The organism is Streptomyces sp. NPDC102360 (genome assembly GCF_044766085.1).
Lineage (GTDB): Bacteria > Actinomycetota > Actinomycetes > Streptomycetales > Streptomycetaceae > Streptomyces.
Genome location: NZ_JBIWLG010000012.1, coordinates 170,252 through 186,735, shown reverse-complemented (window position 1 = coordinate 186,735; position 16,484 = coordinate 170,252). Strand labels below are relative to the sequence as shown.

Below are 16,484 nucleotides of genomic sequence, written 5' to 3'. Positions count from 1 at the left end.
TCACTCCCCGCTCAGCCCGTCACGGCCGGCGGAGCCGCCAGTTCCTCCAGGCGCCCGACGGCCTCCTCGTCGGCGGGAACGTACGTGACCAGGCGGTACGCGCTGTTCTCCGGCGAGAGCCACAGGTTGCGGTGCTCCAGGCGCAACAGTCCCACCTCGGGGTTCTGGTACCGCTTCACGTGCGGCACCATCGGCGCGACCTCGTGCCGCTCCCAGATCGCGCGGAACTCCGCCGACACCTCCAGGAGGCGGGCCACCCGCGCCTTCCAGGCGGGTTCGGCGACATGCTCGGCCATCGACGTGCGGTACTTGGCGGCCAGGTCGCGCAGCATCTCGTCGCGGTCGAGGAACTGCTCGCGCCACCGGTCGCTCATGGCGAGCAGCCACATGCAGTTGCGCTCGTCGGGGGCGAGTTCGGCGGGGTCGCCGAAGACGTCGGCATAGGGACGGTTGGAGGCGAGCACGTCGTAGCGGGCGTTCTGCAGGGCCGCCGGGTAGGGCGCCAGGGTCTCCATGAGGCGCAGCATCGTCGGCGTGACGGCCGGGCAGACGGTCTCCGCGTGCGGGTCGGTGGTGCCCGCGAGCGCGAAGGCGTGGGAGCGCTCGGTCGGGTCCATCTGGAGGGCGCGGGCGATCGCGTCGAGAACGCCGGGCGAGACGTTGATCGCGCGGCCCTGCTCCAGCCACGTGTACCAGGTGACCCCGACCGCGGCGAGATGCGCGACCTCCTCGCGGCGCAGGCCGGGGGTGCGGCGGCGGGCGGTGCGCGGCAGCCCGGCCCGCTCCGGCGGGATCCGCTCGCGGCGGCTGCGCAGGAACGCGGCGAGTTCGGTGCGGCGCGGATCGTCGGAGACGGGGCGGGTCGACATGCCACCAGCTTGCCCCCACCCTCATCCGGTTGCCAGGTACTGCCTGTAACAGGATGCGGAGACTCTGGTACCAGGCTGGGCGCCCGGCGATGGTCGACCCATGACGACCCTCACCACCGCCGCGCCTCCGGCACAGGACACCCCCCGGCTCGGCCACGTCGGCCTGCTCACCGTCCTCCTCGGCGCCGCCCTGCCGATGATCGACTTCTTCATCGTGAACGTCGCCCTGCCCAGCATCGAGCGCGACCTGAACGCCTCCCCCGCCGGCCTGGAGATGGTCGTCGCCGGTTACGCGGTCGCGTACGCCGTGCTGCTCGTGCTCGGCGGCCGGCTCGGCGACACGTTCGGGCGCAGGCGGCTCTTCCTCGCCGGGGTCGCCGCCTTCGGGCTCACCTCGCTGGCCTGCGGGCTCGCACCGGGTGTGTGGACGCTGGTCGGCGCCCGGGTCGCGCAGGGCGCCGCGTCCGCGCTGATGCTGCCGCAGGTCCTCGCCACCATCCACGCCACGACGACCGGGGCGCGGCGGACGCGTGCGGTGTCCCTGTACGGGTCCGTGAGCGGCGTCGGCATCGTGCTCGGGCAGGTGGCGGGCGGTCTCCTGGTGGCCGCCGATGTGTTCGGCACCGGCTGGCGCGCGGTGTTCCTCGTGAACGTGCCGGTCGTCGTCCTCGCCCTGCTGCTCGGCGCCCGCGCCGTACCGGACAGCCGCGCCGAGCGGCCCGCGCGCGGCGACCTCGCGGGCACGGGGCTGCTCGCCGCGTCACTGACCGCGCTGCTGCTGCCGCTGACGGAGGGGCGGGCGACGGGCTGGCCGGTGTGGTCGGTGGTGTCGCTGGTCGCGGCGCCGTTCCTGGTCCTGGCGTTCGTGGCGGTGGAGCGGCGGGCCGAGCGCTCCGGCGGGAGCCCGCTGCTGCCGCCCTCGCTGGTGGCGGCGCCCGCGGTGCGGCGCGGTCTCGTACTCGGTCTGCCGATCTTCATCGGGTTCGCGAGCTGGATGTTCGTCAGCGCCGTCACCCTGCAACAGGGCTTGCGCTACGGCCCGTTGGAGGCGGGTCTGACGCTGGTCCCGATGGGCGTGGCGCAGTTCGCGGCGTCGACGCTCGCGCCCCGGCTCGCGGCGCGGTTCGGCTCGCGGACGCTGGTACTGAGCGCGGTGTCGCACATCGCGGGGCTCGCCGTGTTCACCCTCACCGCGCTGTGGGTGCCGTGGGACCGGATCACGCCGCTGATGCTCGCGCCGGGGTTCGTCCTGACCGGCCTCGGCACGGGTCTCCAGCTCCCGCTCTACTACCGGATCGTCCTCGGCGCGGTGCCTGCGGCGCGGGCGGGGGCGGGCAGTGGGCTCGCGGCGACGGTGCAGCAGGCGTGCCTCGCGGTGGGGGTGGCCACGCTGGGTTCGCTGTTCCTGGCGCTGGTGCCGGGGGCCGGGATGCGGGTGGCGCTTGCGGTGGTCCTCGCGGTCCAGGCGGTCGGCCTCCTCGCCCTCACCGCCCTGACCCTCCGCCTACCACGCGCCCTCGCCTGACGCGACTGCCACCTCGGGGCCCGCCTCAAAAGATCGGGGGTCCGGGGCGGGGTACCGTCCGCCGGGGGACTTCCCGTGCTCGCTCCACAGCACATCCGGATACCGTCGTACACATGCCCGATGCACGACAAACCCTGACCCACCGCCGGCGGATGCTCGTTCTGGCGATCTGCTGCATGAGCCTGCTGATCGTCAGCCTCGACAACACCGTCCTGAACGTCGCCCTCCCCTCCATGGCGAAGGACTTCGACGCCACGCTCTCGGGCATGCAGTGGACGATCGACGCCTACACGCTGGTCCTCGCCGCGCTGCTGATGCTGGCCGGTTCGACGGCCGACCGGATCGGGCGGCAGAAGGTCTTCAAGATCGGCCTCATCGTCTTCACGGCCGCGTCCGTGGCCTGCTCCCTGGCGCCGAACCTGGAGTCCCTGGTCGCGTTCCGGATGCTCCAGGCCGTCGGCGGCTCGATGCTCAACCCGGTCGCGATGTCGATCATCACGAACACCTTCACCGACCCGCGCGAACGGGCCCGTGCCATCGGCGTGTGGGGCGGCGTCGTCGGCATCTCGATGGCGGCGGGTCCGCTGGTCGGCGGGCTGCTCGTGGACTCGGTCGGCTGGCGGTCGATCTTCTGGATCAACCTGCCGGTCGGCCTCGCGGCCCTGCTGCTCACCATCCGCTACGTCCCCGAGTCCCGCGCCCCGAAGGCCCGCCGCCCCGACCCGGTCGGCCAGTTGCTGATCATCGCGCTGCTCGGCTCACTCACGTACGCGATCATCGAGGCGCCCAGCGCGGGCTGGACGTCCGTGCGGATCCTCGTCTTCGCGGCGGTCGCCCTCGCCTCGCTCATCGGCATCCTGATCTACGAGCCGCGCCGCGAGGAACCCCTCATCGACCTGCGGTTCTTCCACTCGGCGCCGTTCAGCGGCGCCACCGTGATCGCGATCTGCGGCTTCGCGGCGCTCGGCGGCTTCCTCTTCCTGTCGACGCTGTACCTCCAGGACGTACGTGGCCTGGACGCGCTGCACGCGGGCCTGTGGATGCTGCCGATGGCGGCGATGACGCTGCTCTGCGCCCCCCTGTCGGGCCGTCTCGTCGGCAACCGGGGGCCGCGGCTCCCGCTCCTCGTCGCTGGCGTGATGATGACGGCGAGCGGTGTGCTCTTCGCCGCGTTCGACGCGGAGACCTCGAACACGACCCTCTTCATCGGCTACGTCCTGTTCGGCATCGGCTTCGGCTTCGTGAACGCCCCGATCACCAACACGGCCGTCTCCGGAATGCCGCGCGCCCAGGCGGGCGTCGCGGCGGCGGTCGCCTCCACCAGCCGCCAGATCGGCCAGACCCTCGGCGTCGCGGTGATCGGCGCGGTGCTCGCGTCGGGCGTCGCGGAATCCTCGTACGCGAAGGCCTTCGTCGGGGCCAGCCGCTCCTGCTGGTGGATCATCGCCGGGTGCGGTCTCGCGGTCCTGGTACTCGGCGCGCTGACCAGCGGGCACTGGGCGCGGGAGACGGCGCGGCGGACGGCGGAACGTCTCGAGGACGCGGAGGACGCGGCCGTCACGAAGGCGGCCACGGGCTCATGATCGGGCGGCGGCCGCCAACTCCCTGAGCGCTTCGAGGCGTTCACCGGTCACGGCGTCCGCGGGTGTGTACGTGACCATGCGGGCGCCGTAGTCCCGGCCGAGCCACAGGTCGGTGTGGACGACGGAGAGCGGCCCCACGTACGGGTTGTGGAAGTGCTTCACCTTGCTGGGCACGGACTGCACCACCTCGTGCCGCTCCCACAGCTCGCGGAACTCGGCCGACTCCTCGAGGAGCCGCTTGAGGACCAGTTTCCAGGCGGGCTCGGCGAGATGCTCCGCCATGCCGGAACGGAACTTGGCGGCCAGGACCCGCAGCACGCCGTCGAGGCCCATGATCGCCGAGCGCCACTCCTCGTGCGTGAAGGCGAGCAGAATCCAGTTGCGGTCCTCCGGCGGGATCGCGTCGAGGTCGCAGAACAGCATCCCGTACGTGCGGTTGTAGGCGAGGATGTCGTAGCGGCTGTTCTGTACGCAGGCGGGGACGGGCTCCAACCGGTCCATCAGGTCCAGCAGTTCGGGCGTCAGCGTGGCGCAGCTCGCCGCCGGTGTGGGGTCGATGGCGCCCGCGAGGCCGAACAGATGGGCCCGCTCGCTCGCGTCGAGCCGCAGCGTCCGGGCGAGCGCGTCGAGGACCTGCGCGGAGACCTGGATGTCGCGGGCCTGCTCCAGCCACGTGTACCAGGTGACCCCGACCGCGGAGAGCTGCGCGACCTCCTCGCGGCGCAGCCCCGGGGTGCGGCGGCGCCGCCCGCGCGGCAGGCCCACGTCCTCGGGCGTGATGCGCTCGCGGCGGCTGCGCAGGAACCCGGCCAGTTCGTGCCGCCGGATCTCGCCGGGCTGCCCGCCCCGCACATCCCGGACCTCGTGCGCCATGGTGGTCATGCCTCCAGGCTGCACCCTGGGGGCAGTGGCGCGCACCCTGTTTCCAGGTAGAGGTTCTACCAGGATAAGAACACTCTGGTACCAGTCTGAGCGGCGGCGCACGCTCGGTGCCATGACGACCCACACGCAGTCCCCGCCGGTCGCACCACCCGTGCCGTCCGGCACCGGCGTCTCCCTGTCCGGCCCCGGCCTGTTCACCGTGCTGCTCGGCGCGGCGCTGCCCCTCATCGACTTCTTCATCGTCAACGTCGCCCTGCCCACGATCGACCGCGACCTGTCCGCGAGCGAACCGGTCCTGGAGCTGGTCGTCGCCGGGTACGGCATCGCGTACGCCGTGCTCCTCGTCCTCGGCGGGCGGCTCGGCGACCTGATCGGCCGCCGCCGGCTCTTCCTCGCCGGCATGGCCGCCTTCGGCCTCACCTCGCTCGCCTGCGGGCTCGCCCCGACGGCCTGGACGCTGGTCCTCGCACGGGTCGCGCAGGGCGCGGCGTCGGCCGCGATGCTCCCGCAGGTCCTCGCCACGATCCAGGCCACGACGGCCGGGCCGCGTCGGGCCAAGGCGATGAGCATGTACGGGGCGACGGCCGGCCTGTCGATGGTGGCGGGCCAGGTCCTGGGCGGCGTACTCGTCTCGGCGAACCTGTTCGGCTCGGGCTGGCGCTCGGTGTTCCTGGTGAACGTGCCGGTCGTCGTCGTGGCCCTCGTCCTCGCCGTCCGCACGGTCCCCGAGACCCGCTCGGCCCGCCCCGAACCCGTCGACGTACCCGGCACGGTGCTGCTCGCCCTCGCCCTGACGGCGCTGCTCGCCCCGCTGACCGAGGGCCGGGCGGCGGGCTGGCCGCTGTGGACGTGGCTGTCGCTGGCCGCCTTCCCGTTCCTCGCGTACGCCTTCCACGCGGTGGAGCGCCGGGCCGACCGAGCGGGGCGGACGCCGCTCGTCCCACCGTCCCTCCTTCAACTGGTGTCACTGCGGCGGGGGTTGATGATGGTCGTGCCGTTCTCCATCGGCTTCAGCGGGTTCATGTTCGTGATCGCGGTGGCGCTGCAGCAGGGCGAGCGGCTCAGCGCGACCTCGGCCGGGCTCGCCCTGGCCCCGATGGCGGCGGTCTTCTTCCTCGCCTCGCTCGCCGGTCCGCGACTCGTGGCCCGCTGGGGCACGCGGGTCGTCACCGCGGGCGGCCTGCTCCAGGCGGCGGGGATCGCGCTGATCGTGCTGGCGGCCCGACAGAGCTGGCCGGACCTCGGCGTGCTCCAACTGCTCCCGGGCGCGGCGCTCGCCGGGGCGGGCCAGGCGCTCCAACTGCCCATCCTCTTCCGGATCATCCTGTCCGAGGTGCCGACGGCGCGGGCGGGCGTCGGCGGCGGCGTCATGACGACCACCCAACAGGCGTCGCTGGCCCTGGGCGTGGCCACACTCGGCACGCTGTTCCTCTCCCTGGCCTCGTCCCAGGGCATGCGCGACGCCCTCATCACGACGCTGCTCGTGCAGCTCGCGGCGGTGGCGCTGACGGTGGGGCTGAGCCTGCGGCTGCCGCGGCGGATCGCGTGAGAGTCGGAATCGCGCCGCATGACACGCACGACATGACGGCCGCACGACACGCACGCATGACAACTGACAGATATTGAAATCTGTCAGTTGTCATGCGACGCTGGAGGTACCGCACTCACCCGAAGGAGCACCCATGACCACCGCCCTCCCCACCCGCACCCTCGGCACCACCGGCCCCCGCACCGCCGCCCTCGGCCTCGGCTGCATGGGGATGTCCGCGCTGTACGGCGAGGCCGACCGGGCCGAGTCCATCGCCACCGTCCATGCTGCGCTCGACGCCGGGGTCACGCTCCTCGACACCGGCGACTTCTACGCGATGGGCCACAACGAGATGCTGCTCGGCGAGGCCCTGCGCACGGCCCCCGCCGCGGCCCGGGAGAACGCGCTGACCAGCGTGAAGTTCGGCGCCCTGCGCGGCCCGGACGGCGCGTGGAACAGCTACGACGCCCGCCCCGAGGCCGTGAAGAACTTCGCCGCGTACTCGCTGCAGCGCCTCGGCGTCGACCACATCGACATCTACCGGCCCGCCCGCCTCGACCCCGAGGTGCCGATCGAGGAGACGGTCGGCGCCATCTCCGAGCTCGTCGAGCAGGGCTACGTACGGCACATCGGCCTGTCCGAGGTCGGCGCGGACACCATCCGCCGGGCGGCGGCCACGGCTCCGATCTCGGACCTCCAGATCGAGTACTCGCTCATCTCGCGCGGCATCGAGGACTCGATCCTGCCCACCACCCGCGAGCTGGGCATCGGCATCACCGCGTACGGCGTGCTCTCGCGCGGCCTGATCTCCGGACACTTCACCCGTGACCGCGAGCTCGGCGCGGGCGACTTCCGTGCCTTCAGCCCGCGCTTCCAGGGCGAGAACCTCCAGCACAACCTGGACCTCGTCGACCAGCTCCGCAAGATCGCCGAGCAGAAGGGCGCGAGCGTCGCGCAGATCGCGATCGCGTGGGTGGCCGCGCGTGGCGAGGACATCGTGCCGCTGGTCGGCGCCCGGCGCCGCGACCGCCTGACCGAGGCGCTCGGCGCACTCGACGTCACCCTGGACGCCACCGACCTCGCCGCCATCGAGGAGGCCGTGCCCGCGGACGCCGCGGCCGGCGACCGTTACCCGGCGGCCCAGATGGCACACCTCGACAGCGAGCGCTGATCAGCGCCGGGTAACTTCGTAGCCATGGCCCCCGAGACCCTGACCCCCGAGCGCATCCTCGCCGCGACCGAGGACGTGCTGCGCAGGCACGGCCCCGCGAAGGCGACGGTCGTCGACGTGGCCCGCGCGCTCGGGGTCAGCCACGGCTCGGTGTACCGGCACTTCCGTACGAAGGCGGAGCTGCGCGACGCGGTCACCAAGCGCTGGCTCGACCGGACGACGGGCGTGCTCGGAGAGGTCGTCGCGGCCGACGAGCCGCCCGCCGCCAAACTCCACCACTGGCTCGCGACCCTCTTCGAGGCCAAGCGCCACAAGGCGGGCGACGACCCGGAGCTGTTCGCCACGTACTCCGTCCTGACGGACGAGCAGGGCGGCGCGGTGCACGCCCATGTCGCCGAACTCACGGACCAGTTGACCGCGATCCTCCAACAGGGCGTGGACTCCGGCGAGTTCGACATCCCCGATCTTCCGGCGACGGCCCGCGCCGTCTTCGAGGCGACCGCCCACTTCCATGACCCGGTGTACGCCCCGGAGTGGTCGAACCCGGACACCCGACCCGCGTTCGACGCGCTGGTGGCGCTACTCCTCCGCGGCCTGACGACCACCTGAGCGACACCGCCGCCCGCGACGCATCGCGCACTTCAAGTGTGCGCTCTCGGCCATGCTTTGCGAACACTTTCGACACAATCGGAAGGCCGCCGTCGGCGTGCACCGTCACGAGAACAGCGTGCACCAGCAGTAATACCGTTGGCCATGGGTCAAGTTCGGCCGGGAGCCCCCTCCAAACATCTGACCGAATCCATATTGCTGCCACTGTGATGTTTTCGCGGCCGCTCGTACTCTCCGAACGAGGGCGGGACCGCGCACCGCGTCCCCCCTCGGCTTCCGGACCGTACGGAAGCAGCGCCCCGGCCCCCGGCGCGGCACCGCGTGCACCGACGCGACCACGCAGAGGATTCGGTTGGACACCCCCACACGCACATCAGTTGGCCTCGCCCGAGTCGATGTCACCGAGGGCCAGTTCGGCCCACACCACCTTTCCGGTAGGCGTCGGCAGCACACCGACGGCGGAGGCGTAGACCGAGACCAGGAACAGGCCCCGGCCTCCGGTCCCGAGGAAGTCCGGTGGCTCCGTGGGGATGACCACGAGCCCGGGGGACGTGTCCGTCACCTCGAGGCGGACACCACGGGCGGTTCGACCGATGGCGAACTCGAAGGTGCTGTCGCCGCAGTGCCGCACATTGCTGCACAGCTCCGTCGCCACGAACGAGGTGTCGTACACGAGCTCGTGCAGGCCCCAACACCGCAGGCGCGCGCCGATGATCCGGCGGATCTGCTCCAGGCGGTGCGGGCTGTACTCCATACGGATCGAGCACGGCTGATCGAGCACCTCGATCACATCGATCTCGTCCGTCGACTGGTCCGGCATTACCCCTCCGGGGGTCACATGGCGGTGAACTCGCTTGTGGACAAAGGGCGTTGCATGCCCATCCTGGCGCCGAAACTATGCCTTAGGCAAGTATTACGCATGAGTCACCATATTGATGGGGTGAGTAGGCATATGACAGTTGTGTGGCCTGAAGGCGCGGGACATCATGTGCCCATGCCCCAGAGCGAGATGCCCACCATGCGCAGCCGTCGCCTCGGAGCCGAGCTGCGACGACTGCGCTCCGAAGCCGGCCTGAAGGTCAACGACGCGGCACTGGCACTCGAATGCGGGCAACCGAAGATCAGCCAGATCGAGACGGGAAAGCGGGGCATCCGCCAGCTCGACCTGACGACTCTCCTCAACCTGTACGGCGTTGAGGACGACCGGCAGCGCACCAATCTCAAACGGCTCGCCCGCGACATCCACCAAGTGGACTGGTGGTCGGGCCAAGGGCCGCTGCTGAGCGACGACTTGCGCGACTACCTCACCCTTGAGGCCGATTCCTCACTCGTGCGCTCCTTCGAGCCCTCGGTACTGCCAGGGCTTCTGCAGACGGAGGCGTACATGCGCGAGATATTCACCGTGGGTGCGGAGGAGGACCGCGTCGAACCTCTTGTGATGACTCGAATGAGGCGCAAGGATCTGCTCGACGGACCTGCGGAATTCCGCCTGAGAGTGGTCATCGACACACCCGCACTGCACCGCATCCCCGGCCCGAGGGGATTGATCCGTCAGCAGTTTGAATACCTGATGGAAACAGGTGAGTTGCCCAATGTCACCATTCAGGTCCTGCCATTGGACATCACCCTGCCCCTCGCGCAGTACGCTCCGTACACGCTGTTCACGATGCGCGGTGAACCGCCCGTACAGGTCGCGTGGCTGGAGCACATGACCGGCGGCACGCTCCTCGAGCAGCGCCCCGATGTAGAGATGTACGCAAAGGCCTGGGACGACCTGACGGCCGCCGCGCTGTCCCCTGCGCAGTCCCGCCGGTACATCAGTGACCGAATCAAGCAAGAAAGCGGGTCGTGATGCCCCCCACCTACGCCCCCACCGCATCGCTCGTCGAAGTCGGGTCAGCGGTCTGGCGAAAGAGCACGTTCAGCGGCGCGTCCAATGGATGCGTCGAGCACGCCGAACTCACCTTGGGCCGGCGCGCGGTCCGCGACACGAAGCACCGGGAGTTCGGCGCGATCGTCTTTGACTCCTCGGCGTGGCACGCATTTGTTTCAAGCATCAACTCTGGGGTTCTGCCGCTATGAGCACGAGCACCACGGACAGCATTTCGTCCGGAATCGAGCAGGCGCCTGAGAAGGAGTGGCTCTACGCGCTCGACATCTCCGAGGCGCAATGGCTGAGTGCGCCGGGCGGCACCGCCCGGGGCGGCCCCGTGGAAGTCGCCGCGCTCGGCGGCGGCGCGGTGGCCCTGCGCAATCCGGCCGACCCTCGGGGGCTCGTGCTGCGCTTCACGGCCCGCGAGTGGGAGGCGTTCAAACTCGGCGCGCTGCACGGCGAGTTCGACTGAGAACGAGAACGCCCCGGCCCGCCGTGGAAACGGTGGGCCGGGGCGTTCTCGTGCGCCGAGTGCCGGTCAGCAGCCGACCAGGCGGCTGGCCAGGTAGCCCTCGATCTGGTCGAGCGAGACCCGCTCCTGCTTCATGGTGTCGCGCTCGCGCACGGTCACCGCGTTGTCGTCGAGCGTGTCGAAGTCGACCGTGACGCAGAACGGCGTACCGATCTCGTCCTGACGACGGTAACGACGGCCGATGGCGCCGGCGTCGTCGAAGTCGATGTTCCAGTTCTGCCGCAGCGCCTGCGCGAGGCCCTTCGCCTTCGGCGACAGCTCCGGGTTGCGGGACAGCGGGAGGACCGCGACCTTCACCGGGGCGAGGCGGTGGTCGAAGCGCATGACGGTGCGCTTCTCCATCTTGCCCTTGGCGTTGGGCGCCTCGTCCTCGACGTACGCGTCCATCATGAACGCGAGCATCGCGCGGCCGAGACCGGCCGCGGGCTCGATGACGTACGGCGTGTAGCGCTCGCCCTTCTCCTGGTCGAAGTAGGAGAGGTCCTGGCCGGAGGCCTTGGAGTGCGCCGACAGGTCGTAGTCCGTGCGGTTGGCGACGCCCTCGAGCTCGCCCCACTCGCTGCCGCCGAAGCTGAAGCGGTACTCGATGTCAGCGGTGCGCTTCGAGTAGTGGGAGAGCTTCTCCTTCGGGTGCTCGAACCAGCGCATGTTCTCCTCGCGCATGCCGAGGCCCGTGTACCAGTTCCAGCGCTGCTCCATCCAGTACTCCTGCCACGCCTCGTCCTCGCCGGGCTTGACGAAGAATTCCATCTCCATCTGCTCGAACTCGCGGGTGCGGAAGATGAAGTTGCCGGGCGTGATCTCGTTGCGGAACGACTTGCCCGTCTGCGCGATGCCGAAGGGCGGCTTGCGGCGCGAAGTCGTCTGCACCTGGCTGAAGTTGGTGAAGATGCCCTGCGCGGTCTCGGGGCGCAGGTAGGCGACCGAGCCGCTGTCCTGCGTCGGGCCGAGGTGCGTGGAGAGCAGGCCGGAGAACTGCTTGGGCTCGGTGAACGTGCCCTTGTTCCCACAGTTGGGGCAGGAGAGGTCGGCGAGGCCGTTCTCGGGGAGCCGGCCCTTCTTCGCCTCGTACGCCTCTTCCAGGTGGTCCGCGCGGAACCGCTTGTGGCAGGAGGTGCACTCGGTGAGCGGGTCGGTGAACGTGGCGACGTGGCCGGAGGCCTGCCAGACCTCGGTCGCCAGGATCACGGACGAGTCGATACCGACGACGTCCTCACGCGAAGTGACCATGTAGCGCCACCACTGACGCTTGAGGTTCTCCTTCAGCTCGACGCCCAGCGGCCCGTAGTCCCAGGCGGCACGCTGACCACCGTAGATCTCGCTGCAGGGGTAGACGAAGCCACGGCGCTTGCTGAGGCTGACGATGGTTTCGATCTTGTCGGCGGCCACGGTGCTCTCTTCATTACGGCGACGGTGAGCGCGCTGGATACGCGCTCCGGGAGCGAATGCTTCAGGTTACCGGCGGGCCCACCCCCCGAACCAAATCGGTTCCCGGGACAGAGCCGGACCGAGCGTGACGAAGACCTCGGAGGTCGCCTTGTTGACAACCGTTTCCAGTTTTGTTGAAAATGACTGTCATGAACGTACGCCTCGCTCGCCGCCCCCTCCGCTCTCGCCGTCTGATACCCGTCGCCGCCGTCACCGCCCTCGGTCTCGGCGCCCTGACCGCGTGCGGCAGCTCCGCCGCACAGGACAAGGGGAGCGACGGCAAGCTGAGCGTCGTCGCGTCGTTCTATCCGATGCAGTACCTCGCCCAGGAGATCGGCGGCGACCACGTCGACGTCACGAACCTGACCGAGCCCGGCCAGGAGCCGCACGACCTGGAGGTCAGCGCCAAGCAGCGCGCCCAGCTCGAGGAGTCCGACGCCGCGGTCTACCTGAAGGGCCTGCAGCCCTCGGTGGACGAGGCCATCGACCAGTCGGACATCAAGACGAAGATCGACGCCGGCACCCTGACCTCCCTCGAGAAGCACGGCACCGAGGTCGACGGCCACGACCACGGGCACGCCGAGCACACCCACGACGAGGCAGCCGCCGACCCGCACATCTGGCTCGACCCGGTGAAGTACGCCGAGGTCGCCGAGGGCGTCGGCAAGGCTCTGGAGAAGGCCGACCCCGACCACGCGGCCGACTACAAGAAGAACACCAAGGCCCTGGTCGCGGAGCTGGACGAGCTGGACACCAAGTTCGAGAAGGGCCTCAAGGACACCAAGTCCTCGACCTTCATCACCACGCACGCCGCCTTCGGCTACCTCGCCGAGCGCTACGGCCTCACCGAGGAGGCCATCAACGGCCTGGACCCGGAGAGCGAGCCCAGCGCCGCCCGCGTCAAGGCGCTCCAGAAGACGGCCAAGGACGACGGCGTCTCCACCGTCTTCTACGAGACGCTCGTCAGCGACAAGACGGCCAAGACCCTGGCGAACGACGCGAAGCTCAAGACCGATGTGCTCGACCCGATCGAGGGCATCACCGACAAGTCCAAGGGCGAGAACTACATCGAGGTCCAGGAGTCGAACCTGGCCGCGCTGCAGAAGGCGCTGGGCACCAAGTGACCCCGGAGGAGGGCGACATGAGCCAACGGGAAGCCGTCGTCTCGCTGAGCAAGGTGACGGCCGAGCTCGGCGGGCGCCCCGTGCTGCGCGGCATCGACCTCACCGTGCACCGCGGCGAGGTCGTCGCCCTGCTCGGGGCTAACGGGTCGGGCAAGTCCACCGCCATCCGGGGCATCATCGGGCAGGTCCCGACCACCGGCGGCGGCATCGAGATCTTCGGCACGCCGCGGCGGCGCTTCAAGGACTGGGCACGCGTGGGCTACGTACCGCAGCGCACGACGGCCGCGGGCGGCGTGCCCGCGACGGTGTCCGAGGTCGTCTCCTCGGGCCGCCTCTCGCGCGCGAGGTTCGGCATCCTGCGCAAGGCCGACCGGGACGCGGTGACCCGCGCCCTCGAACTCGTCGGGATGGCGGACCGCGCGAAGGACTCCGTGGACGCGCTCTCCGGAGGCCAGCACCAGCGCGTGCTCATCGCGCGCGCCCTGGCCGCCGAGCCCGAGCTGCTGATCATGGACGAGCCGATGGCGGGCGTCGACCTGGCCAGCCAGGAGATCCTCGCCGCGACGCTGCGCACGCAGGTCGCGGCCGGCGCCTCCGTCCTCCTCGTACTCCATGAACTCGGCCCGCTGGAGCCGCTGATCGACCGCGCGGTCGTGCTGCGCGACGGCTGCGTGCTGCACGACGGCCCGCCCCCGGAGGCCGTCGGCCAGCACGCCCTGCCCGGCCACGACCACGTGCACCCGCACACCCCCTCGGACGCCGAACCGATCCGTACAGGACTGCTGAGCTGACTGACATGGAACTCCTCTCCTACGACTTCATGCGGCGGGCGCTGCTCGCCGCCGTCCTCGTCGGCATCACGGCCCCGGCCGTCGGCATCTACCTCGTGCAGCGCCGCCAGGCCCTGATGGGCGACGGCATCGGCCACGTGGCGATGACGGGCGTCGGCCTCGGCTTCCTGCTCTCGACGTCCCCGGTGTGGATGGCGACGCTGGTCTCGGTCCTGGGCGCCGTGATCATGGAGCTGATCCGCTGGTACGGGAAGACGCGCGGCGACATCGCGCTCGCGATGCTCTTCTACGGGGGCATGGCGGGCGGCGTCATGTTCATCAACCTGGCGCCCGGCGGCTCCAACGCCAACCTCAACTCGTACCTCTTCGGCTCGCTCTCGACGGTGTCGCAGGACGACGTCCTCGCCATCTGCCTGCTCGCGGCCTTCGTGGTGCTCGTGACGGTGGGCCTGCGCAAGCAGCTGTTCGCGGTCAGCCAGGACGAGGAGTTCGCGCGGGTCACGGGCCTGCCGGTGCGCGCCCTGAACCTCCTGATCGCCGTCACGGCGGCGGTCACGGTGACGGTCGCGATGCGCGTCGTCGGCCTGCTCCTGGTCTCCGCCCTGATGGTGGTGCCGGTGGCCGCCGCGCAGCAGCTGACCCGCAGCTTCAAGGCGACGTTCGTGATCTCGGTGGCGCTCGGCGTCGCGGTGACGCTCGGCGGCACCGCGACCTCGTACTACCAGGACGTGCCGCCCGGAGCGACGATCGTGCTCCTGACCATCGCGGCCTTCATCGTCCTCGCGCTGCTGTCGAAGCCGCTCGCCCGGCGCAGGGCGCGGGCCGTCCCGGCGCCCTCCGAGTGCCCGATCCCGGAGCAGGCGGCGGCCCCTTCCCTTCATGGATGACCCCCGCAATGCGCCGCCTGGCACAATGGCGGCGATACGTACGTGCAGGGATGTGAGGAGGAACCCGTGGCAGCCCCGGTTCGAGGCAGGTCGACCCGCCAGCGCGCGGCCGTGGCGGCGGCGCTCGACGAGGTGGTGGAGTTCCGCAGCGCCCAGGAGCTGCACGACGTCCTCAAGCACAAGGGCGACTCGGTCGGTCTGACCACGGTGTACCGGACGCTGCAGTCCCTCGCCGACGCGGGCGAGGTCGACGTCCTGCGCACCTCGGAGGGCGAGGCGGTCTACCGCCGCTGCTCCACCGGCGACCATCACCACCACCTGGTGTGCCGGGTGTGCGGCAAGGCGGTGGAGGTCGAGGGGCCGGCGGTCGAGAAGTGGGCCGAGGCGATCGCCTCCGAGCACGGATACGTGAACGTGGCCCACACGGTCGAGATCTTCGGCACGTGCGCGGAGTGCGCCGCAGGTTGAGCCGGGTGGGCATTTCAAGCCCCGCCGGCGATTGAGGCGCGGGGTCTGGGGCAGCGCCCCAGCGGCTCCGCGTGCTCAACGCCACGGGGCTCCGCCCCGGACCCCGGGGGGCCACCCCCCCCGGGGGGGGGGGGGCCGCCCCGCGGGGTGGGTTTGGCCCCCCCCCGCGCCCGGGGGGGGGGGGGCGGGGGCGGGGCCGGGGGCCCCCCCGCCCCGCCGGCGCGCGCGCGCCCCCCCCCCCCCCCCCCCCCCCCCCCCCCCGGCTCCGCGTGCTCAACGCCACGGGGCTCCGCCCCGGACCCCGCTGCTCAATCGCCGCAGGGGCTTGATGTTCCGCCGGAGGGGCTTGATTTGCCCACCCGCTGCTCAGGGAGTGGCAGCCCCTACTTACCCGCCTCCAACTGCAAAAGCACCTCGTTCGGAGTGGCCCCGCCGAACCGCCGGTCACGGGACGCGTACTCGACGCACGCGCGCCACAGGTCCCGCCGGTCGAAGTCCGGCCACAGCACATCCTGGAAGACCATCTCGGCGTACGCGCTCTGCCACAGAAGGTAGTTGGACGTGCGCTGCTCACCGCTGGGCCGCAGGAACAGGTCCACATCCGGCATGTCCGCGTAGTACAGGTACTTGGCGAAGGTCTTCTCGCTCACCTTCGACGGATCGAGCCGCCCCGCCTTCACGTCCTCCGCGAGCGCCTGCGCCGCATCGGCGATCTCGGCGCGGCCGCCGTAGTTCATGCAGAAGTACAACGTCAGCTTGGAGTTGTCCTTGGTCTGCTCCTGGGAGATCTCCAGCTCCTTGGCGACCGACTTCCACAGCTTGGGCATCCGCCCCACCCACCGCACCCGCACACCCAACTCGTCGAGCTGGTCACGGGTCTTGCGGATGAAGTCCCGGTTGAAGTTCATGAGGAAGCGGACCTCGTCGGGCGACCGCTTCCAGTTCTCCGTGGAGAAGGCGTACAGCGAAATCGCGCCGACGCCCATCTCGATCGCGCCCTGCAACACATCCAGGACGCGCTCCGCGCCGACCTTGTGGCCCTCGGTGCGCGGCAGGCCGCGGTCCTTGGCCCAGCGTCCGTTGCCGTCCATCACGATCGCCACGTGCTGGGGCACCAGCTCGCCGGGGATCTTCGGCGGCCGCGCGCCCGACGGGTGCGGTTCGGGCGCTGTGTACTCACGGCGGTTGCGTCCGAGGATTCCGCGACGTGCCAT

Annotated in this window: 17 protein-coding genes; 12 read left to right on the top strand and 5 right to left on the bottom strand. The window is 70.6% G+C overall.

The genetic code is table 11. From position 1 onward, the window contains the following. Window positions 1-11 precede the first annotated feature (11 nt). Window positions 12-869, bottom strand: coding sequence for a helix-turn-helix transcriptional regulator (locus tag ACIRHA_RS35100; RefSeq protein WP_403854273.1), 858 nt, complete (start codon window positions 867-869; stop codon window positions 12-14). A 100-nt stretch (window positions 870-969) separates the two neighbouring features. On the opposite strand from ACIRHA_RS35100, the gene ACIRHA_RS35095 reads away from it, so the two are divergent. Together ACIRHA_RS35095 and ACIRHA_RS35090 are read left to right on the top strand one after the other, a co-directional pair. After that, complete coding sequence (locus tag ACIRHA_RS35095) at window positions 970-2,394, top strand: MFS transporter (RefSeq protein WP_403854271.1); 1,425 nt, start codon at window positions 970-972, stop codon at window positions 2,392-2,394. Between the two features lie 113 nt (window positions 2,395-2,507). Further along, complete coding sequence (locus tag ACIRHA_RS35090) at window positions 2,508-3,977, top strand: MFS transporter (protein WP_403854269.1); 1,470 nt, start codon at window positions 2,508-2,510, stop codon at window positions 3,975-3,977. Here ACIRHA_RS35090 and ACIRHA_RS35085 read toward each other — a convergent pair. Then, window positions 3,972-4,859, bottom strand: coding sequence for a helix-turn-helix transcriptional regulator (locus ACIRHA_RS35085; protein WP_403854267.1), 888 nt, complete (start codon window positions 4,857-4,859; stop codon window positions 3,972-3,974). The genes ACIRHA_RS35090 and ACIRHA_RS35085 overlap by 6 nt on opposite strands. 112 nt (window positions 4,860-4,971) lie before the next feature. Here ACIRHA_RS35085 and ACIRHA_RS35080 point away from each other — a divergent pair, with 112 nt between their 5' ends. The 3 genes from ACIRHA_RS35080 (at window position 4,972) to ACIRHA_RS35070 (ending at window position 8,167) form a co-directional block, all read left to right on the top strand. Then, window positions 4,972-6,408, top strand: coding sequence for an MFS transporter (locus ACIRHA_RS35080; protein WP_403854265.1), 1,437 nt, complete (start codon window positions 4,972-4,974; stop codon window positions 6,406-6,408). Between the two features lie 133 nt (window positions 6,409-6,541). Then, a complete protein-coding gene (locus tag ACIRHA_RS35075) occupies window positions 6,542-7,558 on the top strand; it encodes an aldo/keto reductase (protein WP_403854263.1) in 1,017 nt (338 codons plus the stop codon). A gap of 24 nt (window positions 7,559-7,582) precedes the next feature. Further along, window positions 7,583-8,167 (top strand): TetR family transcriptional regulator, encoded by a 585-nt coding sequence (locus tag ACIRHA_RS35070; protein ID WP_403854261.1) that lies wholly within the window; start codon window positions 7,583-7,585, stop codon window positions 8,165-8,167. A 373-nt stretch (window positions 8,168-8,540) separates the two neighbouring features. Here the strand turns inward: ACIRHA_RS35070 and ACIRHA_RS35065 are convergent, their stop codons facing one another. Beyond that, window positions 8,541-8,987, bottom strand: coding sequence for an ATP-binding protein (locus ACIRHA_RS35065; protein ID WP_403854259.1), 447 nt, complete (start codon window positions 8,985-8,987; stop codon window positions 8,541-8,543). Window positions 8,988-9,161: 174 nt separating this feature from the next. Here ACIRHA_RS35065 and ACIRHA_RS35060 point away from each other — a divergent pair, with 174 nt between their 5' ends. From ACIRHA_RS35060 to ACIRHA_RS35050, 3 genes are read left to right on the top strand one after another with little or no spacing between them, the layout of a single operon-like run. Further along, entirely contained in the window at window positions 9,162-10,019 is an 858-nt protein-coding gene (locus tag ACIRHA_RS35060) for a helix-turn-helix domain-containing protein (RefSeq protein WP_403854257.1), read from the top strand. Continuing rightward, window positions 10,019-10,249: a DUF397 domain-containing protein gene (locus tag ACIRHA_RS35055; RefSeq protein ID WP_403854255.1), complete on the top strand. Its 231-nt coding sequence runs from the start codon at window positions 10,019-10,021 to the stop codon at window positions 10,247-10,249. Before ACIRHA_RS35060 ends, ACIRHA_RS35055 begins: the two co-directional genes overlap by 1 nt. Then, window positions 10,246-10,512 (top strand): DUF397 domain-containing protein, encoded by a 267-nt coding sequence (locus ACIRHA_RS35050; RefSeq protein ID WP_403854253.1) that lies wholly within the window; start codon window positions 10,246-10,248, stop codon window positions 10,510-10,512. Before ACIRHA_RS35055 ends, ACIRHA_RS35050 begins: the two co-directional genes overlap by 4 nt. 66 nt (window positions 10,513-10,578) lie before the next feature. Here the strand turns inward: ACIRHA_RS35050 and ACIRHA_RS35045 are convergent, their stop codons facing one another. After that, the gene (locus tag ACIRHA_RS35045; RefSeq protein WP_403854251.1) at window positions 10,579-11,961 is read right to left on the bottom strand and encodes a glycine--tRNA ligase; all 1,383 of its coding nucleotides are present in this window, start codon (window positions 11,959-11,961) and stop codon (window positions 10,579-10,581) included. Between the two features lie 188 nt (window positions 11,962-12,149). Here ACIRHA_RS35045 and ACIRHA_RS35040 point away from each other — a divergent pair, with 188 nt between their 5' ends. From ACIRHA_RS35040 to ACIRHA_RS35025, 4 genes are all read left to right on the top strand, one after another. After that, window positions 12,150-13,124: a metal ABC transporter substrate-binding protein gene (locus ACIRHA_RS35040; protein WP_403854249.1), complete on the top strand. Its 975-nt coding sequence runs from the start codon at window positions 12,150-12,152 to the stop codon at window positions 13,122-13,124. Window positions 13,125-13,141: 17 nt separating this feature from the next. Beyond that, window positions 13,142-13,915: a metal ABC transporter ATP-binding protein gene (locus tag ACIRHA_RS35035; protein WP_403854247.1), complete on the top strand. Its 774-nt coding sequence runs from the start codon at window positions 13,142-13,144 to the stop codon at window positions 13,913-13,915. Window positions 13,916-13,920: 5 nt separating this feature from the next. Further along, window positions 13,921-14,802 carry a metal ABC transporter permease gene (locus ACIRHA_RS35030; protein WP_403854245.1) on the top strand — a complete coding sequence of 294 codons (882 nt, stop codon included), beginning with the start codon at window positions 13,921-13,923 and terminating at the stop codon, window positions 14,800-14,802. 66 nt (window positions 14,803-14,868) lie between these two features. Beyond that, on the top strand, window positions 14,869-15,270 hold the full coding sequence (locus ACIRHA_RS35025; RefSeq protein ID WP_403854243.1) for a Fur family transcriptional regulator: 402 nt from the start codon (window positions 14,869-14,871) through the stop codon (window positions 15,268-15,270). A gap of 383 nt (window positions 15,271-15,653) precedes the next feature. Here ACIRHA_RS35025 and ACIRHA_RS35020 read toward each other — a convergent pair whose 3' ends face one another. Further along, entirely contained in the window at window positions 15,654-16,484 is an 831-nt protein-coding gene (locus ACIRHA_RS35020) for an isoprenyl transferase (protein ID WP_403854241.1), read from the bottom strand.

Coding starts and splice junctions, on each gene's coding strand:
- ACIRHA_RS35060 (WP_403854257.1), top strand. CDS start 9,162: ATGCCCCAGAGCGAGATGCCCACCATGCGCAGCCGTCGCCTCGGAGCC.
- ACIRHA_RS35070 (WP_403854261.1), top strand. CDS start 7,583: ATGGCCCCCGAGACCCTGACCCCCGAGCGCATCCTCGCCGCGACCGAG.
- ACIRHA_RS35050 (WP_403854253.1), top strand. CDS start 10,246: ATGAGCACGAGCACCACGGACAGCATTTCGTCCGGAATCGAGCAGGCG.
- ACIRHA_RS35065 (WP_403854259.1), bottom strand. CDS start 8,987: ATGCCGGACCAGTCGACGGACGAGATCGATGTGATCGAGGTGCTCGAT.
- ACIRHA_RS35075 (WP_403854263.1), top strand. CDS start 6,542: ATGACCACCGCCCTCCCCACCCGCACCCTCGGCACCACCGGCCCCCGC.
- ACIRHA_RS35055 (WP_403854255.1), top strand. CDS start 10,019: ATGCCCCCCACCTACGCCCCCACCGCATCGCTCGTCGAAGTCGGGTCA.
- ACIRHA_RS35030 (WP_403854245.1), top strand. CDS start 13,921: ATGGAACTCCTCTCCTACGACTTCATGCGGCGGGCGCTGCTCGCCGCC.
- ACIRHA_RS35020 (WP_403854241.1), bottom strand. CDS start 16,484: ATGGCACGTCGCGGAATCCTCGGACGCAACCGCCGTGAGTACACAGCG.
- ACIRHA_RS35100 (WP_403854273.1), bottom strand. CDS start 869: ATGTCGACCCGCCCCGTCTCCGACGATCCGCGCCGCACCGAACTCGCC.
- ACIRHA_RS35085 (WP_403854267.1), bottom strand. CDS start 4,859: ATGACCACCATGGCGCACGAGGTCCGGGATGTGCGGGGCGGGCAGCCC.
- ACIRHA_RS35080 (WP_403854265.1), top strand. CDS start 4,972: ATGACGACCCACACGCAGTCCCCGCCGGTCGCACCACCCGTGCCGTCC.
- ACIRHA_RS35090 (WP_403854269.1), top strand. CDS start 2,508: ATGCCCGATGCACGACAAACCCTGACCCACCGCCGGCGGATGCTCGTT.
- ACIRHA_RS35035 (WP_403854247.1), top strand. CDS start 13,142: ATGAGCCAACGGGAAGCCGTCGTCTCGCTGAGCAAGGTGACGGCCGAG.
- ACIRHA_RS35040 (WP_403854249.1), top strand. CDS start 12,150: ATGAACGTACGCCTCGCTCGCCGCCCCCTCCGCTCTCGCCGTCTGATA.
- ACIRHA_RS35095 (WP_403854271.1), top strand. CDS start 970: ATGACGACCCTCACCACCGCCGCGCCTCCGGCACAGGACACCCCCCGG.